The 21863-nt window shown below is 64.0% G+C and carries 17 protein-coding genes and 1 pseudogene; 8 read left to right on the forward strand and 10 right to left on the reverse strand.

Features of this window, described 5'->3' with window-relative positions; genetic code table 11:
* Nucleotides 1-122 precede the first annotated feature (122 nt).
* From AX729_RS19690 to AX729_RS19700, 3 genes are all read right to left on the reverse strand, one after another.
* On the reverse strand, nucleotides 123-1292 hold the full coding sequence (locus AX729_RS19690) for an ABC transporter substrate-binding protein (RefSeq protein WP_156457080.1): 1170 nt from the start codon (nucleotides 1290-1292) through the stop codon (nucleotides 123-125).
* Nucleotides 1293-1400: 108 nt separating this feature from the next.
* Nucleotides 1401-2837, reverse strand: coding sequence for a glutamine synthetase family protein (locus AX729_RS19695; protein ID WP_061026014.1), 1437 nt, complete (start codon nucleotides 2835-2837; stop codon nucleotides 1401-1403).
* Between the two features lie 26 nt (nucleotides 2838-2863).
* Nucleotides 2864-4231 (reverse strand): aromatic ring-hydroxylating dioxygenase subunit alpha, encoded by a 1368-nt coding sequence (locus tag AX729_RS19700; protein WP_061026015.1) that lies wholly within the window; start codon nucleotides 4229-4231, stop codon nucleotides 2864-2866.
* A gap of 244 nt (nucleotides 4232-4475) precedes the next feature.
* Here AX729_RS19700 and AX729_RS19705 point away from each other — a divergent pair, with 244 nt between their 5' ends.
* Genes AX729_RS19705 through AX729_RS19715 form a run of 3 tightly spaced genes read left to right on the forward strand, consistent with a single transcriptional unit; the run spans nucleotide 4476 to nucleotide 6855 of the window.
* The gene (locus tag AX729_RS19705) at nucleotides 4476-5699 is read left to right on the forward strand and encodes an NAD(P)/FAD-dependent oxidoreductase (RefSeq protein WP_061026017.1); all 1224 of its coding nucleotides are present in this window, start codon (nucleotides 4476-4478) and stop codon (nucleotides 5697-5699) included.
* 11 nt (nucleotides 5700-5710) lie between these two features.
* The gene (locus AX729_RS19710) at nucleotides 5711-6493 is read left to right on the forward strand and encodes an IclR family transcriptional regulator domain-containing protein (protein ID WP_061026019.1); all 783 of its coding nucleotides are present in this window, start codon (nucleotides 5711-5713) and stop codon (nucleotides 6491-6493) included.
* A 14-nt stretch (nucleotides 6494-6507) separates the two neighbouring features.
* Complete coding sequence (locus AX729_RS19715) at nucleotides 6508-6855, forward strand: 5-carboxymethyl-2-hydroxymuconate Delta-isomerase (RefSeq protein WP_061026020.1); 348 nt, start codon at nucleotides 6508-6510, stop codon at nucleotides 6853-6855.
* 102 nt (nucleotides 6856-6957) lie between these two features.
* On the opposite strand, the gene AX729_RS19720 is transcribed toward AX729_RS19715, so the two are convergent.
* The 5 genes from AX729_RS19720 to AX729_RS19740 all read right to left on the reverse strand — a co-directional run bounded on the left by AX729_RS19720 (nucleotide 6958) and on the right by AX729_RS19740 (nucleotide 13277).
* Nucleotides 6958-8190 carry an acetyl-CoA C-acetyltransferase gene (locus AX729_RS19720; RefSeq protein ID WP_061026022.1) on the reverse strand — a complete coding sequence of 411 codons (1233 nt, stop codon included), beginning with the start codon at nucleotides 8188-8190 and terminating at the stop codon, nucleotides 6958-6960.
* A gap of 164 nt (nucleotides 8191-8354) precedes the next feature.
* Nucleotides 8355-9818 (reverse strand): GH1 family beta-glucosidase, encoded by a 1464-nt coding sequence (locus tag AX729_RS19725; protein ID WP_061026024.1) that lies wholly within the window; start codon nucleotides 9816-9818, stop codon nucleotides 8355-8357.
* Nucleotides 9819-9935: 117 nt separating this feature from the next.
* Nucleotides 9936-10343: a hypothetical protein gene (locus AX729_RS19730; protein WP_061026025.1), complete on the reverse strand. Its 408-nt coding sequence runs from the start codon at nucleotides 10341-10343 to the stop codon at nucleotides 9936-9938.
* A 145-nt stretch (nucleotides 10344-10488) separates the two neighbouring features.
* Entirely contained in the window at nucleotides 10489-10671 is a 183-nt protein-coding gene (locus AX729_RS19735) for a hypothetical protein (RefSeq protein ID WP_061026028.1), read from the reverse strand.
* Nucleotides 10672-10832: 161 nt separating this feature from the next.
* A complete protein-coding gene (locus tag AX729_RS19740) occupies nucleotides 10833-13277 on the reverse strand; it encodes a TonB-dependent receptor (protein ID WP_061026030.1) in 2445 nt (814 codons plus the stop codon).
* A gap of 427 nt (nucleotides 13278-13704) precedes the next feature.
* Between AX729_RS19740 and AX729_RS19745 the strand changes: the two genes are divergently transcribed.
* Both AX729_RS19745 and AX729_RS19750 read left to right on the forward strand, forming a co-directional pair.
* A complete protein-coding gene (locus tag AX729_RS19745; protein WP_245325275.1) occupies nucleotides 13705-15804 on the forward strand; it encodes a PQQ-dependent dehydrogenase, methanol/ethanol family in 2100 nt (699 codons plus the stop codon).
* Nucleotides 15805-15901: 97 nt separating this feature from the next.
* The gene (locus AX729_RS19750; RefSeq protein ID WP_063817263.1) at nucleotides 15902-16540 is read left to right on the forward strand and encodes a response regulator transcription factor; all 639 of its coding nucleotides are present in this window, start codon (nucleotides 15902-15904) and stop codon (nucleotides 16538-16540) included.
* Between the two features lie 23 nt (nucleotides 16541-16563).
* Here AX729_RS19750 and AX729_RS19755 read toward each other — a convergent pair.
* Nucleotides 16564-17939: pseudogene (locus AX729_RS19755) on the reverse strand (histidine kinase).
* A gap of 209 nt (nucleotides 17940-18148) precedes the next feature.
* Here AX729_RS19755 and AX729_RS19760 point away from each other — a divergent pair.
* Together AX729_RS19760 and fghA are read left to right on the forward strand one after the other, a co-directional pair.
* Nucleotides 18149-18769, forward strand: coding sequence for a response regulator (locus tag AX729_RS19760; RefSeq protein WP_024342534.1), 621 nt, complete (start codon nucleotides 18149-18151; stop codon nucleotides 18767-18769).
* A 69-nt stretch (nucleotides 18770-18838) separates the two neighbouring features.
* Nucleotides 18839-19684 (forward strand): S-formylglutathione hydrolase, encoded by an 846-nt coding sequence (fghA, locus tag AX729_RS19765; RefSeq protein ID WP_061026036.1) that lies wholly within the window; start codon nucleotides 18839-18841, stop codon nucleotides 19682-19684.
* A 192-nt stretch (nucleotides 19685-19876) separates the two neighbouring features.
* On the opposite strand, the gene AX729_RS19770 is transcribed toward fghA, so the two are convergent.
* The gene (locus AX729_RS19770; RefSeq protein ID WP_156457074.1) at nucleotides 19877-20449 is read right to left on the reverse strand and encodes a DUF3280 domain-containing protein; all 573 of its coding nucleotides are present in this window, start codon (nucleotides 20447-20449) and stop codon (nucleotides 19877-19879) included.
* 73 nt (nucleotides 20450-20522) lie between these two features.
* Between AX729_RS19770 and AX729_RS19775 the strand changes: the two genes are divergently transcribed.
* Nucleotides 20523-21704 (forward strand): lanthanide ABC transporter ABC transporter substrate-binding protein PedA1, encoded by a 1182-nt coding sequence (locus tag AX729_RS19775; protein WP_061026040.1) that lies wholly within the window; start codon nucleotides 20523-20525, stop codon nucleotides 21702-21704.
* Nucleotides 21705-21863: the final 159 nt, after the last annotated feature.

Below are 21863 nucleotides of genomic sequence, written 5' to 3' on the forward strand. Positions count from 1 at the left end.
CGCATCGTTGAGAGGTCGACGAAGACTTAAGAGCTTGCGGGCGATACCGGGTTTTCCAAGCATAACCGGCCGCCAGGCGCCTGCGACTTTCGAAGCACGCGCCCGGCGGCCGGTACGCGCTTCTAGCGCTTGCTCAGGGCCCAATCGGGCTGGTCGGAGAACACCACGCCGGTTTCCTTGTTCACCAGCTTGCCATCGACCTTCGCGACCTCACGCAGATAGACGTTCTGACGGATGTGCCGGGTTTCGGGATCGATCGACACCGACCCGCGCGGGCTGACCCAATTCATGCCCTTGACCGAGTCCACGGCCTTGGCGGGGTCGCGCTGGCCATTGGTCGCCTCGATCATCTTGTAGATGACACGCGCGGCGTCATAGGCGGCGACGCCGGTCATGGCGACCTCGTCCGGCCCGGCACCCGCTTTCGTCATCGCCTCGAGGAACGACTTGTTTTCCGGCGATTGGTGCGACACCGCATAATGATAGGTCGAGAGCACGCCGAGACTGCTGTCTCCGATGCTCGGCAGGTCGATCTCGGTCACGATGTCGCCGGTCGACATCAGCTTGACGCCAGCCGCCTTCAGGCCGTTGTCGACATAGGCCTTGAAGAAGCCGATGGTCGGCGGTCCCGACGGCAGGAAACAGAAGATGGTGTCCGCACCGGCGGCCTGGATCTTCTGCATGATCGGGCTGAAGTCGGTCGTGTTGAGCGGGATGCGGATCGCCTCGACCACCGCGCCACCGTCGGCCTCGAAGGTCTTCTTGAAGGCCGCTTCGGCATCGATGCCGGGACCGTAATCGCTGACGGCGATGGCGGCCTTCTTGGCTCCGTTCTTGATGGCGGTTTTCGCCGCCGGGACCGTGTTCTGCCACATCGTGAACGAGGTACGGACGATGTAGGGACTCTTCTCGACGATGGACGACGTGGCCGCATTCATCACGATCAGCGGCGTCTTCGATTCCTCGAGCAGAGGCGCGACAGCCATTGCATTCGGAGTGAAATAGATTCCGGCGAGATACTGCACCTTATCCTTGACGATCAGCTCCTGAGCGAGCGCCTTCGACTTTGCGGGGTTCGGGCCCTCCTCGTCCTTGTAGACGAACTCGACGGAGTGGCCGCCGACCTTGTTGCCGTTCTGCGCGACCCAGGCGTCGATGCCCATCTTGAAGTTCTTGCCGAACAGCGCGTAGGGCCCCGAGAAGGTCCCGATCACACCGACCTTGATTACGTCGGCCGATGCCGGCCCCGCCATAGCGGCCATCATGGCGAGTGCAAGTATCGAACGGCTCATTTTCGTCATCTGTCTTTCCTTACGACTGACCAAAGCGTTGCGGCACATTTCTCTCCCGGAGGTGGCAGACCCGTAGTCGCGACGGCGCGAAGGGCGCAGCATCGCGCATCAGAACATCTCGAAATATTCCCGCTGCTCCCAATCGGAGACTTCGGCCTGGAAGCGGTCGATCTCGGCATTCTTGATGTGGGTGTAGTAATCGACCATGGTTGCGCCCATCTTCTCGCGGAAGAACGGGTCTTCCTTCAACGCGAAGGTCGCTTCGCGCAGCGATTTCGGCAACAGATCGGCGTTGGTCTCGTACGGCGTATCCGCGCTCGGCCCGGGATCGAGCTTGCGGTCGACCCCATCGAGACCCGACAGGATCTGCGACGACATGTAGAGATAGGGATTCGCCGCCGGTTCGCCGACACGGTTCTCGATGCGCGTTGCCGGATCGTTGGAGCCACCGAGCACGCGGAGCATCACGCCCCGATTGTCGCGCCCCCAGATCGCGCGATCAGGAGCGAGCGAATAGGAGCGATAGCGCTTGTAGCCGTTGATGGTCGGCGTGGTGAACACGGTCGCGGCGCGCGCATGCGCGAGCAGTCCGGCGAGGTAGCCACGTCCGAAATCCGACAGCAGCTGGGTCTCGTCTCTGGACATGAACGCGTTCGCACCCGTCGCGCGCGACACCAGGGACTGATGCAGATGCCAGCCCGACGAGACCACGTTCGGAATCTTGGGTCGGCACATGAACGTGGCGTGATAGCCATGACGCTGCGCGATCTGCTTCACGGCACTGCGGAACAGCACCATGCTGTCGGCGGGGGTCAGGCCCGTCGTGGGCTGGAAGGTGAATTCACACTGGCTCGGGCCGTATTCGACCTCGACCGAGCGCAACGGCAGGCCCAGCGCCAGCACGTCGCGCCGGATGATTTCGAGCACCGGCTCCATTTGGTCGTAGCGCTGCTCTGTGAGATAGTTGTAGCCGTGCGACAGCAGGCTGACCTCCGGCGGCGTGCCGGGCTGCCCGGCGTCCTCCGGCTGCATGTGCCGGTTCTCGACGCGGAAAATATGAAACTCGACCTCGAGCCCCGCGACGAAATCGTAGCCGCGGCCACCGAGATCGCCGAGCACCTTCTTGAACAGGTTTCGCGTGGCGAACGGCACCGGGCGTCCGTCGCCGAAATGCACGTCGCAAAGCAGCCAGCCGGTCTTTGGCGACCACGGCAGCACGCGGAATGTGGTCGGGTCGGGCACCATGAGAACGTCGGCCGCGCCCTGCATCTCCGGAATGCCAAAGCCACCCCCGGCCGTGAACACCGGGAATACGGTCTTGTGCGACGTGTCCTTGGCGAACATCGTCGTGGTGATCGAGCAGCCGCTTTCCAGGCTGCGCACGGCTTCGCTCGCGATCAATGTCTTGCCGCGCAGGATTCCATGCTGATCCGGAAACGACAGCCGGATCACCTCCAGCTGCTGCTCCTCCACGATGGCGCGCAGCCGCTTGGCCGCCTCCATCTGTTCCGCGGACCACAGTCCGTATCGCTCGACGAAATTCAACTTGATCTCCCGCGGATGCTTCTGGGCTAGCCTGCCGCCGGCAGGCGAACGACGTTCGATCCGGGTTCAGCCTGGTCCGCGGGAACGGGGGCCATCCATGGCGCACCGCGGCGGCGGGCGACATCGACCTCCATCCAGTAGGTTTCCCAACCCTTGCTGGGCCCGATCCCGTCCATGGTGCCAGGCCCCTGGATGCTGCGCGCGTTGTCCGCGTCGAGGAACAGCATCGGCTTCTGGCCGCCGGCGACCTTCTCGATCTCCTGACGCAGCAATTTGCGATAGGCGATGATGGCCTTGTCCGACTGTCCGAGATGCTCGCGGGTGCGATCCTGGATCTTGCCCATCGACTCCACCGCCCACTGGTCATGGACGTTGATGTCGGCGCCCATGCCGGTATAGGTCTCATGCTTCTGCTCGTGCGGATCGAAGCCGTAGTCGTTGCGCTTGTTCCTGCGCGAGACGTAGTCCGGCAGCTCGTAGAGTTCGAGCCGCTGCTCGGTCATCTTCTTCTTGTCGACCGGCGCCGCGTAGCTGGTGAAGATCGCATACCAGTAGCAATTCTCGTCATCGACCGGGACGTGCCATTGCGTGATCGTCATCTCGGTGCTCATGGGAATGACGAAGCCGTGCGGAAACAGCTGGTTCGTGACACGCACATGGGTGCGCTCCTCGTCGAGCTCGCGCAACGCAATCAGCCGAAGGCCATACTCGGTATTCTCGACATTGATGATCGGACGATCATATTCGCGCAGGATCTTGGTCATCGGCACCTCGGTGCCGGCCGACGCGCCCCGGAATTGCTTGCCGTAGGACGCCTTGACGTCTTCGTCCTCGAAAAAGCGATGCAGGAACGAGGCATGAGCGGGGTCGATGCCGACCTCGAGCGCCTGCAGCCAGTTGCACTCGAACAGGCCCTTGAAGGCAAAGGTGTACTGGCTCGGCGCCGCGAAGCAATCGATCTCCGGGAAAGCCGGCGGCTCGCCTTTGCCGAGATAGGCCCACAGGATGCCGCCCTTTTCCACCACCGGGTATGCCCGCTGCTTGATGCCCGCGCAGAGCTTCGAGGTCTTGGGTTCGGCCGGGGTTTCCAGGCAGTTGCCCTCCACATCGAACAGCCAGCCGTGAAAGGCACAGCGCAGCCCGCCACCCTCCAGGCGACCGAAGGCGAGATCCGCACCGCGATGCGGACAGTCCCGATCGATCAGGCCATAGCGACCCTGTTCATCGCGGAAGAGGACGAAGTCTTCGCCCAGCAGCCGGACCGGACGCACCGGACGCTCGCCTTCGAGTTCGACGACGAGAGCGGCCGGCTGCCAATAATGACGCATCAGCTTGCCGGCGGGTGCATTCGGGCCGACGCGGGTAATCAGGTCGTTCTGCTCTTGGCTCATCATCGGGCGAGGTCCTCCTTGAACCCTGGCACGATCACCTCAATGCCCGATCGCGGCAAAAGAGATGCTGCCTATTGTTCGCGTATTGAACATATGTACGAATGCATTTTAGTGCTGGTCTAGTTCTAATCAAGCGGATTAATGCAGCAGCCCCGCCCAAGAATCGAGCAGCACCGGACAGCCCAGCAAATGGTCTTGCGTAAATTGAACATATGTTCGACATACGCGCGTCGATTTGGGGAGAGTCATGCAGCAAGGTCTCGTCATCCTGGGCGCGTCATATGCGGGCGTGCAGGCCGGGATCAGCGCGCGGGAAAAGGGCTACCAAGCGCCGATCCGCATTGTCGCCGACGAACTCCACCTCCCCTATCAGCGACCGCCGCTCTCGAAGGCCTTCCTGTCGGAGGAATTCACCCATAGCGGCTTGTTCTTGCGCGGGCACGACTACTTCAGGGCGCAAGGGATCGAACTCCTGCTCGGGCATCGTGCGATCGCGCTCGATCGCTCGGCCAGCCGGGTCTGCCTCGATTCCGACGATCGCCTCCCGTTTGACCAGCTCGTCATTGCCACCGGCTCCCGCGCCCGACGTCTCGCCATTCCGGGACACGACCGTGACGGCATTGTCTATCTGCGCACGCTGGACGATGCGATGGCCTTGAAGCCCCGACTGCAGGCCGCGAGCGAGGTGGTCATCATCGGCGGCGGCTTCATCGGCCTGGAAGTGGCGTCAACGGTTGCGAAGAGAGGCAAGAAAGCGACTCTGATCGAAGCGCAATCACGGCTTCTGGAGCGGGCGGTATCCGCACCGATCTCGCAGTACTTGCTGGAGCTCCATCGTTCGCACGGGGTCGATATCCGCTTCAACGACAGCGTTGTCGCCATCGCGGGATCCGGAGCCGTCCATGAGGTCGTGTGTGGCAGCGGCCTGCGTGTACCCACGGATCTGATCGTGGTCGGCATCGGCGGCATTGCCAATGATGATCTTGCCGTGCAGTCGGGGATTGCCTGCAGCAACGGCATCGATGTCGACGCGCATGGCCGCACCGACGCGCAGAACATCTATGCCGCGGGGGACGTCAGCAACCACCACAATTCCTTTGCCGATCGCCGTGTCCGGCTCGAGGCCGTGCAGAATGCCACGGATCAAGGCCGGGCCGCAGGCTCGATCATTGCCGGCAAACCGGAGGCCTATGATGCCGTGCCGCGCTTCTGGTCGGACCAGTACGACAGCAAGCTGCAAATCGTCGGCCTTTCGGCGCCGTCCGACCAGGCCGTCATCCGCGGAGATGCGCGTGACGGCAAGTTTTCGGTATTCCAATATCGCGCAGGCAGGCTGGCCGCGGTCGACAGCATCAACCGTCCCGGCGACCAGATGATCGCGCGTCGCCTCATCACGGCCGGACTGTCGCCCACGCCGGAGCAGGCCGCGGATCTGTCCTTCGATCTGAAGACGCTGGAACCAGCCAGGTAAGGCGAAGACGCATGCCGAAGATCAAGCGCGACGACGAACTCAGCAACACCGACTTCATCGAAAGCCTCGACCGCGGCCTGCGCGTCATCGAGCAGTTCGGCGCCGACACGCGCGCCATGACGCTGAGCGACGTCGCAAAGGCGACCGATCTTCCGCGGGCGACGGCGCGCCGGATCCTGTTCACGCTGGAGCGTCGCGGTTACGTGTCGAGCGACGGCAAGATGTTCGCGCTGACCCCGAAGGTACTGACCCTGGCCGGGTCTTACATGACATCGAACCAGATCGTCACGATCCTTCAGCCGGTGCTCGATCAAGTCTCCAATGCCGCCCAGGAGATCTCCTCGCTGGCGGTGCTGCTGGGCCCTGAGGTCGTGTTCGTGGCACGGGCCAGCCCTGCGCGCGTGTTCTCGTCCGGCATCGATCTCGGCTACAGGCTGCCTGCCTATTGCTCTTCGGTCGGACGAGCCATGCTCGGAAGATATTCGAACGAGGAACTGGACAAGACGATCTCCGAGATGACCTTGACGGCGATGACCCCGTTCACCTTGACCGACAAGGAGGCAGTGAAGGCGGCCATCATCGTCGACCGGGAGAAAGGCTATTCGCTGGTCGATCGCGAGGCCGAGCCCGGTTTTCGATCGATCTCGGTCCCCGTCCGCCGCTATGACGGCACCATCGTTGCGGCCATCAACATCGGCGCTCATGTCGACCGCGTTTCGACGGGCGAGATGATCGACCGCTTCCTGCCGCTGCTGCGGGAGGCCGCCGCGACAGTGAAGCCGCTTCTGCTCTAACTGCTGGAGTTCGCATGCCTCATCTGGTCATTGAATATTCGCATGACGGCCATCAGGATCGCTTCGACGCCGAGACCCTGATGCGCGCGCTGCACAACACCGCCGCGGAGACCGGCGTGATGAAAGCAGAGGACATCAAGATCCGCGCGATCCCTTACGAGCACTATCTCGTGGCGGGACGCCGGCAGGGCTTCTGCCATGTCAGCGTGCACCTGCTTGCCGGCCGAACCGGCGAACAAAAGCTCCGGCTCAGCTCCGCGCTTCGCGCCACCATGAGCGATCTGCTTCCACACACCGAAAGCGTGAGCGTCGACATCGTCGACATGGATCCCGAGAGCTACAAGAAGCGATTGCTGACCTGACGCGCGATGCGATCGGGATCGCCGTCATCGCGCTTCAGCTCGTCGTTTGCGCATGATCTTCCCGGAAAACCGCGTTCCGCGCTTTTCCGGATCCCGCTCCGGCTAGATTCGCTCGATGATGATCGCGGGCGCCATGCCGCCGGCCGCGCACATGGTGACGAGCCCGCGCTTCAGGTCGCGCCGTTCGAGCTCGTCGAGCACGGTGCCGATCAGGATCGAGCCGGTGGCGCCGATGGGATGGCCGAGCGCGATCGAGCCGCCGTTGACGTTGACCTTGGCGCGATCGAGCTCGAGGTCGCGGATGTATTTTTCCGCCACCACCGCGAACGCCTCGTTGATCTCGAACAGGTCGATGTCGTCGATGGTAAGCCCCGCCTTCGCCAGCACCTTGCGCGTCGCCGGCACCGGCGCGTTCAGCATCAGGGTCGGCGAGTCCCCCATGTTGGCCATCGCGACCACGCGGGCGCGCGGTTTGAGGCCATGTGCCTTGGCGTAAGCGGGCGAGGCCAAGAGGATCGCGGCGGCGCCGTCGACGACGCCGGAGGAGTTGCCGGCGTGGTGCACGAAGTCGATGTTCAGGTCGGGATATTTTTGCAGGATCAGACCGCGATAGGTCGTGCCCTTGTCGTCGAGCGCGTAGTCGGCGATGGCGGGGAACGCCGGCTTCAGACTGCTCAGGCCTTCCATCGTGGTCTGCGGCCGCGGATATTCCTCGTGGTCGAGTGCGAGGCTGCCGTCCTCGCGGTGGACGGGCACGAGGCTCTTCTTGAAGTGGCCGTTCGCGATCGCATGCGCGGCGCGTTTCTGGCTCTCCAGCCCGAGCGCGTCGACGTCCCTTCGGGTGATGCCTTCCAGCGTCGCGATGGCGTCGGCACAGACGCCCTGATGCGATTGCGGATGCTTTGCCCGCAGATGCAGATTGCCGTTGTCCATCATCATCGGACCGGAGCCGCGGCGTCCCTCCATCGACATCATCTCGCAGCCGCCGGCGATGACGAGGTCCTCGGCGCCGGCCATGATCGAGCTCGCCGCCATGTTGACGCTGGTGATGCCGGAGCCGCAGAAACGGTCGAGCGTCACGGCGCTGGCGCGCACGTCGTAGCCGGCATCGAGCGCCGACATGCGGCCGAGATCGCCGCTTTGCGTTGCGACCTGCGCGCTGCAGCCCCAGACGATGTCGTCGACGTCTGCCGTATTGATGCCGGTGCGGTCGGCAAGCGCGCGCAGCACGGTTGCGCCCAGTTGCTGCGGATGAATGCCCGAGAGCGCTCCCTTGCCGGCCTTGCCGATGCCTCGTGGGGTCCGGCAGGCATCGATGATCAGCGCGTCAGCCATTGGCGTTATCCTCTTGTTGTAGGGTTGAGGGCGTTGTGAATCAGGGGAGCAGTGGAGTCAATGCGCGGCGTTTGCGCCCTCACCCGATTTTCCGCCGCACGTAAAATCGAGCCGACCGCACGAAGCCGCCGCAACGTCTTGGCCGGGCTTATGAACGGGGAGAGCTACACCCCGGCCGCGTTCCTCGCGATCACGTTGCGATAGAAGCTGGCGCTGAGTTTGGGCGTGCGGACCTGGGTGTCGAAATTGACGTGGTAGAGGCCGAAGCGCTTGTTCAGGCCATACACCCACTCGAAATTGTCCATCAGGCTCCAGAGGAAATAGCCGCGCACCGGCACGCCCTCGCTGGTGGCGCGCTGGAGCTGGGCGAGGTAGTTGCGCAGATACATGATGCGGTCGGTGTCGTAGATCTTGCCGTCCGGCGTCACCGCATCGTCGCCGGAGGCGCCGTTCTCGCTGATGTAGATCGCATCCGTCTTCCAGATCTTGGCCGCGAGCTTCGGCACCCAGTAGATCGTTTCGGGCCCGACGCGCAGCCAGTCCGAATTCATGTGCGGAAACGATTTCGGGATCGGCAGCGGCATGAAGCCCGCGCCCTGGTCGGAGGCCACCACGTAATGCTGCGGCGCGTAGATGTTGAGGCCGAGGAAATCAACCGGCGATCCGATGATCTTCAGCTCGGCGTCGGTGTATTTCGGCGCGTCGGCACCGGCGTATTTGAGGAAGGCGTCGGTATACTTGCCCATCATGATCACGTTGAGATAGCCGGCATTCATCTCGCGCAGCGCGATCTCCGCGGCGCGAACGTTTTCCGGGGTGTCGATCGCAGGCAGGCAGGCATCGACGTTCTCGGCCGGCCCCACCCTGGTGCCGCGGCGGCCGTGGGCGCGCACCGCCTGCACCGCGAGCCCGTGCGCCAGCGCGCTGTTGTGCCTGATCTGGTTGACGTCCGCTTGTGGCAGCGTCAGGCCCGGCGCATCGATGCCGATGCCGTAACCGAAATAGACGAAGCGGCCGCTCTCGTTCAGCGTGAACACGTTCCTGACCCGGTCGGTCAGACGCTCGGCGACATAGGCCGCGTAGTCGCCAAAGATCTTGCAAGTTTCCTTCGAAGCCCAGCCGCCGAAACGGTCCTGGAGCGATTGGGGCAGGTCCCAATGATAGAGCGTCAGCCACGGCTCGATGCCGTTCTTCAGGAGCTCGTCGACGAGACGATTGTAGAAATCGAGCCCCTTCGGGTTGGGCTTGCCGTCGCCTTCCGGAAACAGCCGCGGCCAGGCCACCGAGAAGCGATAGGCCCTGCAGCCGAGTTCCTTGATGAGCGCGATGTCCTCCTTGTAGCGGTGGTAGTGCTCATTGGCGCGGTCGCCCGTGGTGCCGTCCTCGATCTTGCCGGGGATGCGCACGAACCTGTCCCAGATCGAAGGCCCTCGCCCGTCCTCGGCGACGGCGCCCTCCACCTGGTAGGACGACGTCGCCGTGCCCCAGACAAAGCCCGCCGGAAAGCCGCCTCCACCGCGCGGAGGTCGTGCGGGCCTGGCTTCGACCGTCCCGAGCGCGCCAGTCATCCCGGCTGCGGACAGCCCAGCGATCTTCGCAAGCTGACGACGCGAGACCTTATCCGACATTGATGCAGCTCCGCTTCCACGCTGATGCGGTCGCACAATGGCGGGTCGCGGGCGATTTGAGAAGCAAGCTTTGGGAAGAGCCGGATGCAGGGCCGCGCGGATCTGGCGCGGCGGTCTTCAGCGCGAGCGCTTCGGCAATCTTGGCAGCTTGCCGGGATTGAACGCTGGCACCTGCTCGGCCCGATCCGGTGCCGGCGGCTGCTGTTCCGTCAGGATGAGCGTGCCATGGAGGATCATTCCCGGCACCTGTTGTGCCGTCGCGGTGTAAGTCGCGATCTTGCCGGGGCAGCGTCCCTGGATGTCCAGCGTGAGCTCGTCTTCAACGCCGAAGACCGTTGCCCGCCCGTCGGTATGACGCTTGGTCGATACGGTCGCGGTGAAGCGGTCGCCATCAACCTTGCAGGCGCCGCGATACGTCATGAGGCTGTCACGGCCCCAGATCTGGCCGTCTGCCACATGGACGATCCCGGTACCCTGATCGAGCGGCGTATTGTACCACGCCGCGTAGGTGCCGTCCTTCAGCATGGGAGCAGTCTCCCCTGGTAGTCCCGAGGGATCATCCGCATGAACGGGATTAAGGAACGGTTAATGACATGGCCTGTACGAATCCGGGGGACATCAGCGCCCCGACGCAGGACGTTTCAGGCAAATGGCTTCGAAGCGCAGATCGTCAAGAGCACCCCGCGGACTCCTCGGAGCACACCCGATCGCGGCGATCCCTGAGCAGCTCCGCTTCAAGCTCCTCGATGATGCCGTGAAGCAGGCATGCCGCGAGCGGATCCGTCACTTCCCGCTCCAGGTATCTGTAACGCGCAATCTGAAATTCCTGCTCTCTCAACTGTTGCTCTGTCATCAGGCGGGCCCTCCGACGAACCGACGCGGAAACAGCCAAGCAGTTTCATTACAATTTTCAGATCATTTTCTATGGTTTTCGATCAGTTAAGAGGGCTTCTCCGCGTGGAAGACGAGACGGAGCCTGGCCCGTGAAACACCCGTCCGCCAACGGCGCCACATTCAGAACGTCACCCGCATGCCGGCATAGAACGCTCGCGGCCTTGCCGGGCTCAGCGAGCGCGGGTCGGTGAAGTCTGCGCCGCCATTGGTAAAGTTGGGCAAGGCCTCGCGGTCGAAGAACTGGCCGTAGGTCACGTAGCGCTTGTCGAACACGTTGTCGACGCGGCCGTAGAGCTGGATGTTCTTCGCGACCTGGTAGGAGGTGTGGAGATTGAACACCGTATAGGACGGCAGCTTCGTGTATTGGTTGGACTCGTCGCCGACCAGATATTGGCTGGAGACGAACAGCGCGTTGCCGCCGACCTTCCAGACGTCGGTCACGGCGTAGTCGACGCCGACCTTGACGCGGTGGCGCGGGATCGCGGGGATCTGGTTGCCGGGCCTGACCTGGATGGTGTCGGTCGCCGGATCGGCAAACGGGCTTTCCGAGCCGAGCTCGAGCGGATCGAGGTAGCGCGCGTCGACGAAGGCGTAGCTCGCCTGGAACTGGAGCGTGGGCGACTTGATGTTGACTTCCGCCTCGATCCCCTGCCGCCGTGTCCGGCCGACGTTTGTGAAATAGCCGAAACCGGTCCGGCCAACGACCGGCACCGCCATGATGTCGTCGTGATTGGTGGCGCGGAAGCCGCCGACCTTCCATCCCAGAGTGCCGATGTTCAGTTCCTTGGTGCCGCGGAAGCCGGCTTCCACGGTCTTGGAGACGACCTGCTTCAATGGCGGATCCGCGACCAGGAAGGCCGCGATCAGACAGGGCCGGGCGGGATCCGCGCAGCCGAGCTCCAGCGGCGTCGGCACGCGGTTGGCCTCGGAATAGCCGGCATAGGCGGTCAGTCCCGGCGTGATCTTGTAAGTGCCGCCGATCATCGGATTGAAGCGGGTATAGGTGTGATCGCCGTTCAGCGCGGTCCCGAGCTGGTCTTCGAGCGTGATCCGCGCCGCGTTGAAGCGACCGCCGCCCGTGATGGCGAAGGCGTCCGTGACATTGAACGTATCCATCGCGTAGAGGCCATTATACTGATTGACGGTCCGCAGCGAGACGGGGCCGGCAACGGGATCTGCCGCGGGGGTCGGTCCCAGGAAAACACCGCTGCCGCTGACGACGTAGTTCTCTCCCATCGAACCGATCTCGGAACTGGCGTTGTAGCGCGTCACGCTGGCGTCATAGGTTGCGCCCATCACGAAGCGGTTGTCATGGCCGAACAGTTGATCGGTGTTGGTGGCCTGCCCCGAGACGCCGAAGGTGGACGAACGGATCGAGCCCCGGTCGATCGCGCCGAGGATCGTTCCCGGCGCATAGGGGTTTGCGAGCTGCACGCCGCCCGCGCCGTTGGCGGGTGAGGTGTCGTCGCCGAAGCAGAGCAGCGCCGGATCTGCAGCACACTCCTCCACGTCCGTTGGATTGCCGTCGACGATGTTCTGCTCGAACCTGCGCACTCGGGCGGTGCCTTCGAACGTCCAGGTCGGCGTCGCATCGACCTTTCCGGTCAGGTTGAGATAGCCGACGCGGTTGGCCGTCGTCTGCGGCGTGGTGTAGGTCGCGCCCCAATATTTATCCAGCAACTCGGCCGGGACGGTGGCGCTGGCGCCGAAATTGTTCTTGGCGACCCCCATGTTGACGTGGAATTCGCTGTCGCCGGCCCTGTAGCCGACATCGCCGTAGAAGCGCCGAACGGTCGATTGGGAGAAATTGCGGAAACCGTTGTCGCGCAGGCCTTCGAGCGCGGCGTAGACGGCGTAATTCTGATCGACCTGCTTGCCCCATTGCGCCGATCCCTGGATGCGGCCGTACGAGCCGCCCATGACGTCGAGCTCCGCGCCCTGATAGGTGAAGCCGTCCTTCATTTGCAGATTGAGCGCGCCGCCAAGCGCGTTGAGGCCGAAGGCCGGGTTGTTGGTGACGAGCGTCACCGATCTGATCGCGGCGGTGGGGATCAGGTCCCAGTTGACGGCGTCAGAGAAGGCTTCGTTGATGCGGACGCCGTTCTGGTACACGGCGAGCCCTTGCGGCGTGCCCGTCACGGGCGAAGCGACGAAGCCGCGGAACTCGACGTCAGGCGTGAACGGATTGCCGGTGACTTCGCTGATGTTGACGCCGGGGATGTTGTCGCGCAGCGCATCGGTAATGTTCAGCGAGTTGGTGCGCTTGATCTGGCTCGCATCGACCGCGTTGATCGCCGAGGGGACCTTGTCGACGTCGAGACCCCTGCCAGTACCTGGCGATGTCGGGTAGACATAGAGCCGAGTCCTCGGGGCAGCCGACCCCGCCGCCCCTATGCGCGCGACCGGTCGCGCGGGCGCCGCACGCCTCGTTGCCGAGGGTGGTGCGGACACCTCGACCGGTGGCAAGTTCTGGATGTTGGTCTGCTCGTCCTGCGCGGCGGCCACGTCGCTCGCGACAACCATTCCCGTAGAAATTGAAAGTACGATCAGACCGCGAACGCCCATCCGTGCCGTCTCCACCCACATTTTTCCGGCAATCTTGTTTCCCCGCCGGTTACGCAAACGTACAGGCCAAAAGCCGGAGCGCACCAGCCGTAAAAGGTCCGCCCTCTCCGCAGCAAGAATTCCCGACCAAATCGGGAATTTTTCCCGATCCGGTCGGCGCAGCGGGTCGACCTGCCCCGCCCGCTCTCGGGAACTATTCCCGGCTTCGGCGAGACTTTATGCTCAACCCGACGACGAACCTCTGTGCAATCCTTGGCTCGACATCGTGACCTGGTCACGAGTCATTCATCCGTAGACTTAACACCCCGCCCTAGTGGCGGGGTGCCTTTACGGGAAGCAAAAAGAAATGCGGGAGGAAACGATGAGGCTGCGGGAACGCTTTTCCGTTCGGGGGTCATTTGTCTGGCGAGTCCGCAGCAGCCTCGCCATGGGGCTCGTCACCAGTTTTGGCCTCGCCGCGACCATCGCCGCCTCAGACGCGCAGGATTCCGCAAAGAGCTTGACGCCTGACAGCATCAAGGCCGCCATATCCGCGGTCGACAGCGCCTACATCAAGGCCAATGCCGCGACATCCAACAACTGGCCGACGATCGGCCTGGACTATGCCGAGACGCGCTTTTCGAAGCTCAACCAGATTACGGCTGACAACGTCAAAAGCCTCGGCCTGGTCTGGAGCTACAATCTCGAATCCTCGCGCGGCGTGGAAGCGACACCTGTCGTCGTCGACGGCATCATGTACCAGACGGCGTCGTGGAGCGTCGTGCACGCCATCGACGCGCGTACCGGCAAGCGCATCTGGACGTTCGATCCGCAAGTCAACCGCGAGCTCGGGTACAAGGGCTGTTGTGACGTCGTGAACCGCGGCGTCGCCCTCTACAAGGGCAAGGTGTTCGTGGCCGCCTATGATGGCCGCCTGATCGCGCTCGACGCGGCAACCGGCAAGAAGGTCTGGGAAAAGGACACACTGATCGACCACGAGCATTCCTACACCATCACCGGCGCGCCGCGCGTCTTCAACGGCAAGGTCGTGATCGGGCAAGGCGGCGCCGAATATGGCGCGCGGGGCTACGTCACCGCGTACGATGCCGAGAACGGCAACCAGCTCTGGCGCTGGTTCACGGTGCCCGGCGATCCGTCGAAGCCGTTCGAGGACGAATCCATGGAGAAGGCGGCCAAGACCTGGGATCCCGCCGGCAAGTATTGGATCAACGGCGGCGGCGGCACGCCCTGGGATACCATCACCTTCGATCCGGACCTCAATCTCGTCTACATCGGCACCGGCAACGGCTCGCCCTGGAACCGGAACGTGCGCAGCCCCGCCGGCGGCGACAATCTCTATCTCGCCTCGATCGTGGCGCTGAACGCCGACACCGGCAAATACGCCTGGCACTATCAGGAGACGCCCGGCGATCACTGGGACTATACCTCGACCCAGCCGATGATCCTGGCCGACATCAACATCGACGGCGCGCTGCGCAAGGTCATCCTGCATGCGCCCAAGAACGGCTTCTTCTTCGTGATCGACCGCACCAACGGCAAGTTCATCTCGGCGAAGAACTTCGTCGATGTGAACTGGGCGACCGGCTACGACGCCAACGGCAGGCCGATCGAGGTGCCGGCGGCGCGCGGCGATGCGGCCTACGACTCGATCCCCGGACCCTACGGCGCCCACAACTGGCATCCGATGTCGTTCAATCCGCAAACCGGGCTGGTCTATCTGCCGGCCCAGAACGTGCCGCTGAACCTCATTCCGGAAAAGAACTTCAAGCAGAACGCGGCAACGCCGGGCAAATTCGGCGGCGCCACCGGCTGGAATGTCGGCTTCGTGCTCAACGGAGAGCCGCCCAAGAGTCTTCCGTTCGGACGCCTCGTCGCATGGGATCCGGTCAAGCAGAAGGAAGCCTGGCGTGTCGAATATCCCTCGCCTTGGAACGGCGGCACGCTGACCACGGCCGGAAACCTGGTGTTCCAGGGCACAGCGGACGGCCGCTTCGTCGCCTATGACGCCAAGACCGGAAAGACGCTGTGGGAAACACCGACCGGCACCGGCGTCGTCGCGGCGGCTTCGACCTACATGCTCGATGGCGTGCAGTATGTCTCGATTGCCGTCGGCTGGGGCGGAGTCTACGGCATGGCGCAGCGGGCGACCGAGCGGCAAAATCCGGGGACCGTCTACACGTTCGCGCTCAACGGCAAGGCCCCGCTGCCGGAGTTCGTGAAGTATCAGACCGAAGGCCTGCTCCAGGGCGTCAAATACGATCCGAAGGACGTGCCGGAAGGGACAGCGCTCTACGTCGCGGCTTGCGCGACCTGCCATGGCGTTCCCGGAGTCGACAAGGGCGGCAATGTCCGCAATCTCGGCTACGTGCCGGCAGAGACGATCGCCAACCTCAAGGACATCGTGTTCAAGGGGCCGTTCCGCGACAAGGGCATGCCGGACTTCACAGGCAAGCTGACGGAGGCCGACGTCGTGAAGATTCAGGCCTTCATCCAGGGCACGGCCGACGCGATACGGCCGAAGAAGTGACGCGGCTGCAGGGTTTGCCGCAAGCCCTGCCGCCACTCATCCGCCGCTCACAGTGGTCGTCAGGCCATTGAAGCAATCCGCATTTCAGAGAGTTCCCTTGAGCCCGATACTCGTCGTGGATGACCACCCCATCATTGCCGAGGCCTGTCGCATCGTGCTGGGCGATGTCGAAGACGTCGTCGCTGCCCGCGATGTGCCGAGCGGATACGAAGCTTTCCTGGAGCATCGGCCTGGTGTCGTGATTCTCGACCTGACCTTCCCCGGAGAAGCTCTGGGCGGCGTCGACCTGCTGCACCGCATTTCCGCGGATGCGCCGCTCGCACGCATCCTGGTCTTCAGCATGCATGCGGACGCCAACATCGTCGCTTCCGCAATCAAGGCTGGAGCCATCGGCTATCTGCTGAAGGATTCTCCACCGGATGAGCTCCCGAAAGCAGTGCGTCAGGTTCGGCTCGGCCATCGCTATGTCGACGAGAGGATCAATCTGCGCGGCGTGCCCTTGCCCGATCACGTCGATTGCGGCGGAATCGCCACACTGACACGCAGAGAAAGAGAAGCGCTCAGCCTGCTTGGCGAGGGAATGTCCTATTCTGCGATCTCCGAAGAGCTGGATATCACGCCTCGGGCCGTCGCCCGGCTGATCAAGCAGGCGAAAGCCAAGCTCGGCATCCGTCGCACGAGCGACCTGCTCCGCCGGGCCCGCGAGCTTGCGGCGGGGGACGATAGCTCGAACTGACGCGTGACTTTCCCCCTACGAGATCAGGCCGCCGCCGTCGGGACCAGCGCTTCCACGGTCAAGCCGCCTTCGCCGGAGACGACGTTGAGCGTTCCGCCCAGCGCCAGAATCCGCTCCCGCATTCCGACGAGGCCGAAGCCGAGCTTCTGACCCGGCTCCATGCCGCGCCCGTTGTCGCTGACGCGCACCCGGGCGCAGCCGCGGCCGTCCCGCGCCATTTGCTCTACCGGCTCGATGACGACGTTGACCGAGGTCGCGCCGGCGTGGCGAAATACATTGGTGAGCGACTCCTGCACGATACGATAAATGGTGAGATCGGCGGTCTCGCCGGTGACGCCGATCTCACCATTTATCGTATCGTGCAGGAGATCGAGGTCTCGATCTCCACGTCGGGATGCGACTCCCGCCACAGCCGCGACAGGGATTCGAGCGCCTTGCGCAGGCCGAGCTCGGCAAGGCCGACGGGCCGAAGGCGCTCCAGCACGCGGCGATTGAACTGCTGGAGTGCATTGATCTGCTCCAGCATGGCGCTGCCATGTTTTCGCACGGCATCCGCGCTCGGGTCGCGTCCGTCCGCCAGCTTCGCCAGCGCGCTGGCATGCGCGCGCAGCGAGAACAGGTAAGGCCCGAACTCGTCATGGAGCTCGCGCGCAATCTCCTTGCGCTCGATGTCCTGAAGCGACACCGCGCGCTCGGCGAGGCGCCGCTTGTCCTCGACCGCCTCACCAAGCGTCGCGGCAAGGTGGTTGAGCTTGGTGCAGATCGCGGCGAGTTCCGGCGCGCCACCCGGCGCGACACGGGCCTCGTAGTTTCCGCCTTCGAGCTTTCCCATTGTCTCCGCCAGCGACTGGAGCGGTGCCAGCGCCCGGCCGACCACGCTCATCATCAGGAAGAACAGCGCGAGCGCGATCACCGAGCCGACCTCGAGCTGGGTCACGATGCCGTCCCAGATCTCGGCGATCTCGTCATCGGGATGCGAGGTGATCACGAGCGAGCCGGGCTTGCCCTGGATCGAGACGGGCACGCTGACTGCGGTCTGCTCGGGATGTACCAGGGCGACGAACCAGGCCGGCGGCGCGCGCGTGTCGGCGTCGGTGTCAAGCCGGGGCGGCGTCAGCGGACGGCCGCCGGCGTCCCGAAGCGTGATGCTGACATGGCGCAGGCGGCTGAGATCGCGCGCGATCTGGTTCAGCCGGGCATCCGGATCCGGCGCGTCGTTGAGATCCGCCACGATCATCTCGATGAACTCTCGGGCAAGGCGGATGACGCTCTGATCCTCGGCCTGTACGCGCGGCCCGGCTTCCGCGACCTGCTGGCCGATATTGACGGCGAGCCCGAGTGCCAGCAGCAGCGCCAGCAAGAGGTTAATGCGCCCGCGCAAGGATAGATTTTGCCACATTGGTATCGCTCGTTCCCCGCGAAGGTTCTGCCCGCACCTGTCCGATGACGTTGACACAGGCGAAGCGGCGGATATCTAATCGGAAGCGTACAGCAATCCCGGCCGGGTTGCATGAGGCCACATGAGACGCGCAGCTCCTCATGCCGGCACCGTGCAGCGCAAAACAGGCAAGCTCCAACACGGGGAACGCGCTGTCGCGGGGAACGCCTATGCGCATTCTGATCGTCGACGATCATCCCATTGTCGCCTCCGGCTGCCGTGCCGTGCTGGCCGACGAGGGCGAGATCGAGATCTTGGAGGCCGCCGACGCCGAGGACGGCGAGTGCGTCTTCATCGTCGAGCGTCCCGACCTCTGCATCATCGACATCAACCTGCCGACCGTCTCCGGATTCGAGCTGGCGCGCCGCATCCTCGAACGCGCGCCCGAGGCCCGCATCATCATGTTCAGCATGAACGACGACCCCGCCTTCGCGGCGCGCGCGATCGAGTGCGGCGCAAAAGGCTACGTCTCCAAGACCGGCGATCCCGACGATCTCGTCGAGGCGATCCGCGCCGTCAGCGGCGGCGGCACGTACCTTCCGACCGCGATCGCGCGCAGCATCGCCTTTGCGGGGCCGACGCTGGCGCAAAGCCCGCTGTCGAAGCTGAATGCGCGCGAAATGGAGATCCTGCGGCTGCTCAGCGCCGGAAAGAGCCTGTCCGAGATCGCGTGGCTGGTGCAATCGTCCTACAAGACCGTTGCCAACACCTCGTCCATCATGCGCCAGAAGCTCGGGGTGAAAACCTCGGTCGAGCTGGTGCGGCTGGCGATCGACAGCGGCGTCGCCTGACGGCGCCACAAATTCGGTCACATAAGCGGTGCACTCTTGAAGTGGCGAGGTGCCACGGAGCTATTGGGCATGACGATCCAGACTGTCTCGACGAACAGATCCTACGGCGGCGTGCAGGGCGTCTATCGCCATGCGAGCGAGGCGACCGGAACCGACATGGTGTTCTCGGTCTATGTTCCCCCGCATGCGGACGGCGCCAAGCTGCCCGTGGTCTGGTACCTCTCCGGACTCACCTGCACGCATGCCAACGTCACCGAGAAGGGCGAATTCCGCAAGGCCTGCGCCGAGCTCGGCCTGATCTTCGTCGCGCCCGACACCAGCCCGCGTGGACCGGACGTGCCGGGCGACGCCAACAATGCCTATGATTTCGGGCTGGGCGCCGGCTTTTACGTCGATGCGACGCAAGAGCCGTTCGCGCGCAACTATCGGATGTGGAGCTACGTCACCGACGAGCTGCCGAAGCTCGTGGCCGGGAACTTCCCGGTCGATGCCAAGCGTCAATCGGTGATGGGCCATTCCATGGGCGGTCACGGCGCGCTGACGGTGGCGCTGCGCAATCCGCACCGCTTTCGCGCGGCCAGCGCGTTCGCGCCGATCGTCGCGCCTTCGCAAGTGCCCTGGGGCATCAAGGCGCTGACCGGCTATCTCGGGCCGAACAAGGACACCTGGCGCACTCACGACACGGTGGCACTGATCGAGGACGGTGCGAAATTTTCCGGCCTCCTCGTCGACGTCGGCGAGGCCGACAATTTCCTGAAAGAGCAGCTCAAGCCGGAGCTGCTCGAAGCCGCCTGCACCAAGGCCGGCATCCCGCTGACGCTGCGGCGGCAGGCGGGCTACGACCACAGCTACTACTTCATCTCGACCTTCATGGGCGATCACCTGCACTGGCATGCGGAGAGGTTGAAGGGGTGAGGGGCCCTCGCTGCCCTTCCCTTCTCCCCTTGTAGGAGAAGGTGGCGCGAAGCGCCGGACGAGGAGTATCTATCCGCAAATTCGGTAAGAGTTGGACTCGCGGAGAGAACCCCTCACCCGGCTTCGCTTCGCGAATCCACCCTCTCCCACAAGGGGCGAGGGTGCACCGCCGTCGCGGCGAGTGATTTCCCCCTACTCCGGCCGTCCGTAATTCGGGGCGAGCAAGCGGTTGCGGATGAGATAGCTCATCGTGCGCGTCCAGGCTTCATCGGTGTTGCCGCGCATGTCGGCGCTGGCGACGGTGATCATGTTGCCGGTCTTCACGTCGCGCAGATAGATGTTGAGGTTGATGATCAGGTTCGAAACCTTCTGCACGAGGCCGGTGATCTCCAGCTCGGCGCCGATCTGCCCGGCAAGCTTGAGGTCGCAACCGCCGCAGGCCTGCAAGTTCGCGCGACGGGCGGCGTCCCTGACCGGCGCGATGTCGAGCACCTGGAACCGGCCTGACTCAGCCAGCTCCTTGCGCAGTTGCTCGCCGATGCTCTCCAGCCGCGCCTGCTCAGGCCTGGAGCCATAGAACTCGCCGGGCAGGCTGGTGTCGATCAGCTCGAAATCGAACACCGCGAGTTTCGGCGGATCGGCGAGCGCGACCGAACCCGTCAACAACAAAGCGGCGAAACAGATCAATGCTCGCATGATCGTGATTCCAGGCCTCGCGCACGCGGGGACGAAATGCGGGGTTGCATGCCCCGACAAATCGGTCATGCTTTAGCAGAGACAATTCTCCACCGGCGGTCAAGCCGGGGAGAACGCCCGGAAGAATGGGTCTGGAGGAAACATGATCCGATGGTTGGTCGGCCTGATCGGCTTGGGTGCCGCCGCGACGAGCGCGCTCGCGGCCGACCCGGTCACGATCGGCGTCGGCTATCTCGGCGTCGCCGGCACCAGATCGACATTGTCGCTGGCCGAGCAACCCGCCGAGAATGACGGTGTTGCCGGCGCCCGCCTCGCCATCGAAGACAACAACACCACCGGGAAATTCCTCAACCAGCGTTTTACGCTGGAGGAGCGCCGCATCAAGGAAGGCGAGGACGTCGTGCAGGCGGCGACCGCGCTCGCCGACAAGAACGGCTTCATCGTCACCGACCTGCCGGCCGATGCGTTGCTGAAAGTGTCGGACGCACTACGCGACCGTGGCACGCTGCTGTTCAACGTCGGCGCTATCGACGAGCGGCTGCGCGAGGCCGATTGCCGCGCCAACGTCATCCACACCGCACCGACACGCGCGATGCTGGCGGACGCGCTTGGACAATATCTCGTCTGGAAGAAGTGGTCGCGGTGGCTGCTCGTGGTCGGCTCGCATGACGAGGACAAGCTGTTCGCCGATGCTCTCCGGCGCACCGCGACGCGGTTCGGCGCCAAGATCGTGCAGGAGCGCACGTTCGAGGACAAAGGCGGTGCTCGCCGCACCGATAGCGGCGTGACGCTGATCCAGCGCCAGATGCCCGTCTTCACTCAGCAGGCGCCGACCTATGACGTGCTGGTCGCCGCCGACGAGAGCGAGGTGTTCGGTGCATACCTGCCCTATCGCACCTGGGATCCGCGCCCCGTCGCGGGCTCGGCCGGCCTCGTGCCGCGCAGCTGGGGCGCCGCGCAGGACCAGTGGGGCGCGATCCAGATCCAGAACCGCTTCGTCAAGCTGAATTCGCGGCGCATGACCGCGCTCGACATGCAGGCCTGGACCGCAGTGCGCATGATCGGCGAAGCTACCTCGCGCACCAATTCCGGGGACACCAAGAAGGTGACCGATTTCATCAAGGGCCCGGATTTCTCGGTCGCCGCGTTCAAGGGCACGCGGCTGACGTTGCGCGACTGGAATCTGCAACTGCGCCAGCCGATCCTGCTGGTCGACGGTCGCATGGTGGTGTCGGTGTCGCCGCAGGAGGGATTCCTGCACCAGGTCTCCGAGCTCGACACGCTCGGCTACGATCGTCCGGAGAGCAAATGCAAGCTGAAGTGAGCGAAGTGATGCGACGGAGCCTCCGCAGAGATGGTGCGCTCCCTCTCCCGCGTGCGGGAGAGGGTTGGGGAGAGGGTCTCTCCGCTCGCGAGAACCCCCAAGAGGAGAGAGCCCTCTCCCGTATCGCATCTGTCGATGCGATACGACCTCCCCCGCAAG

This window comes from Bradyrhizobium sp. CCH5-F6, assembly GCF_001556045.1.
In the GTDB taxonomy this organism is placed as follows: domain Bacteria; phylum Pseudomonadota; class Alphaproteobacteria; order Rhizobiales; family Xanthobacteraceae; genus Bradyrhizobium.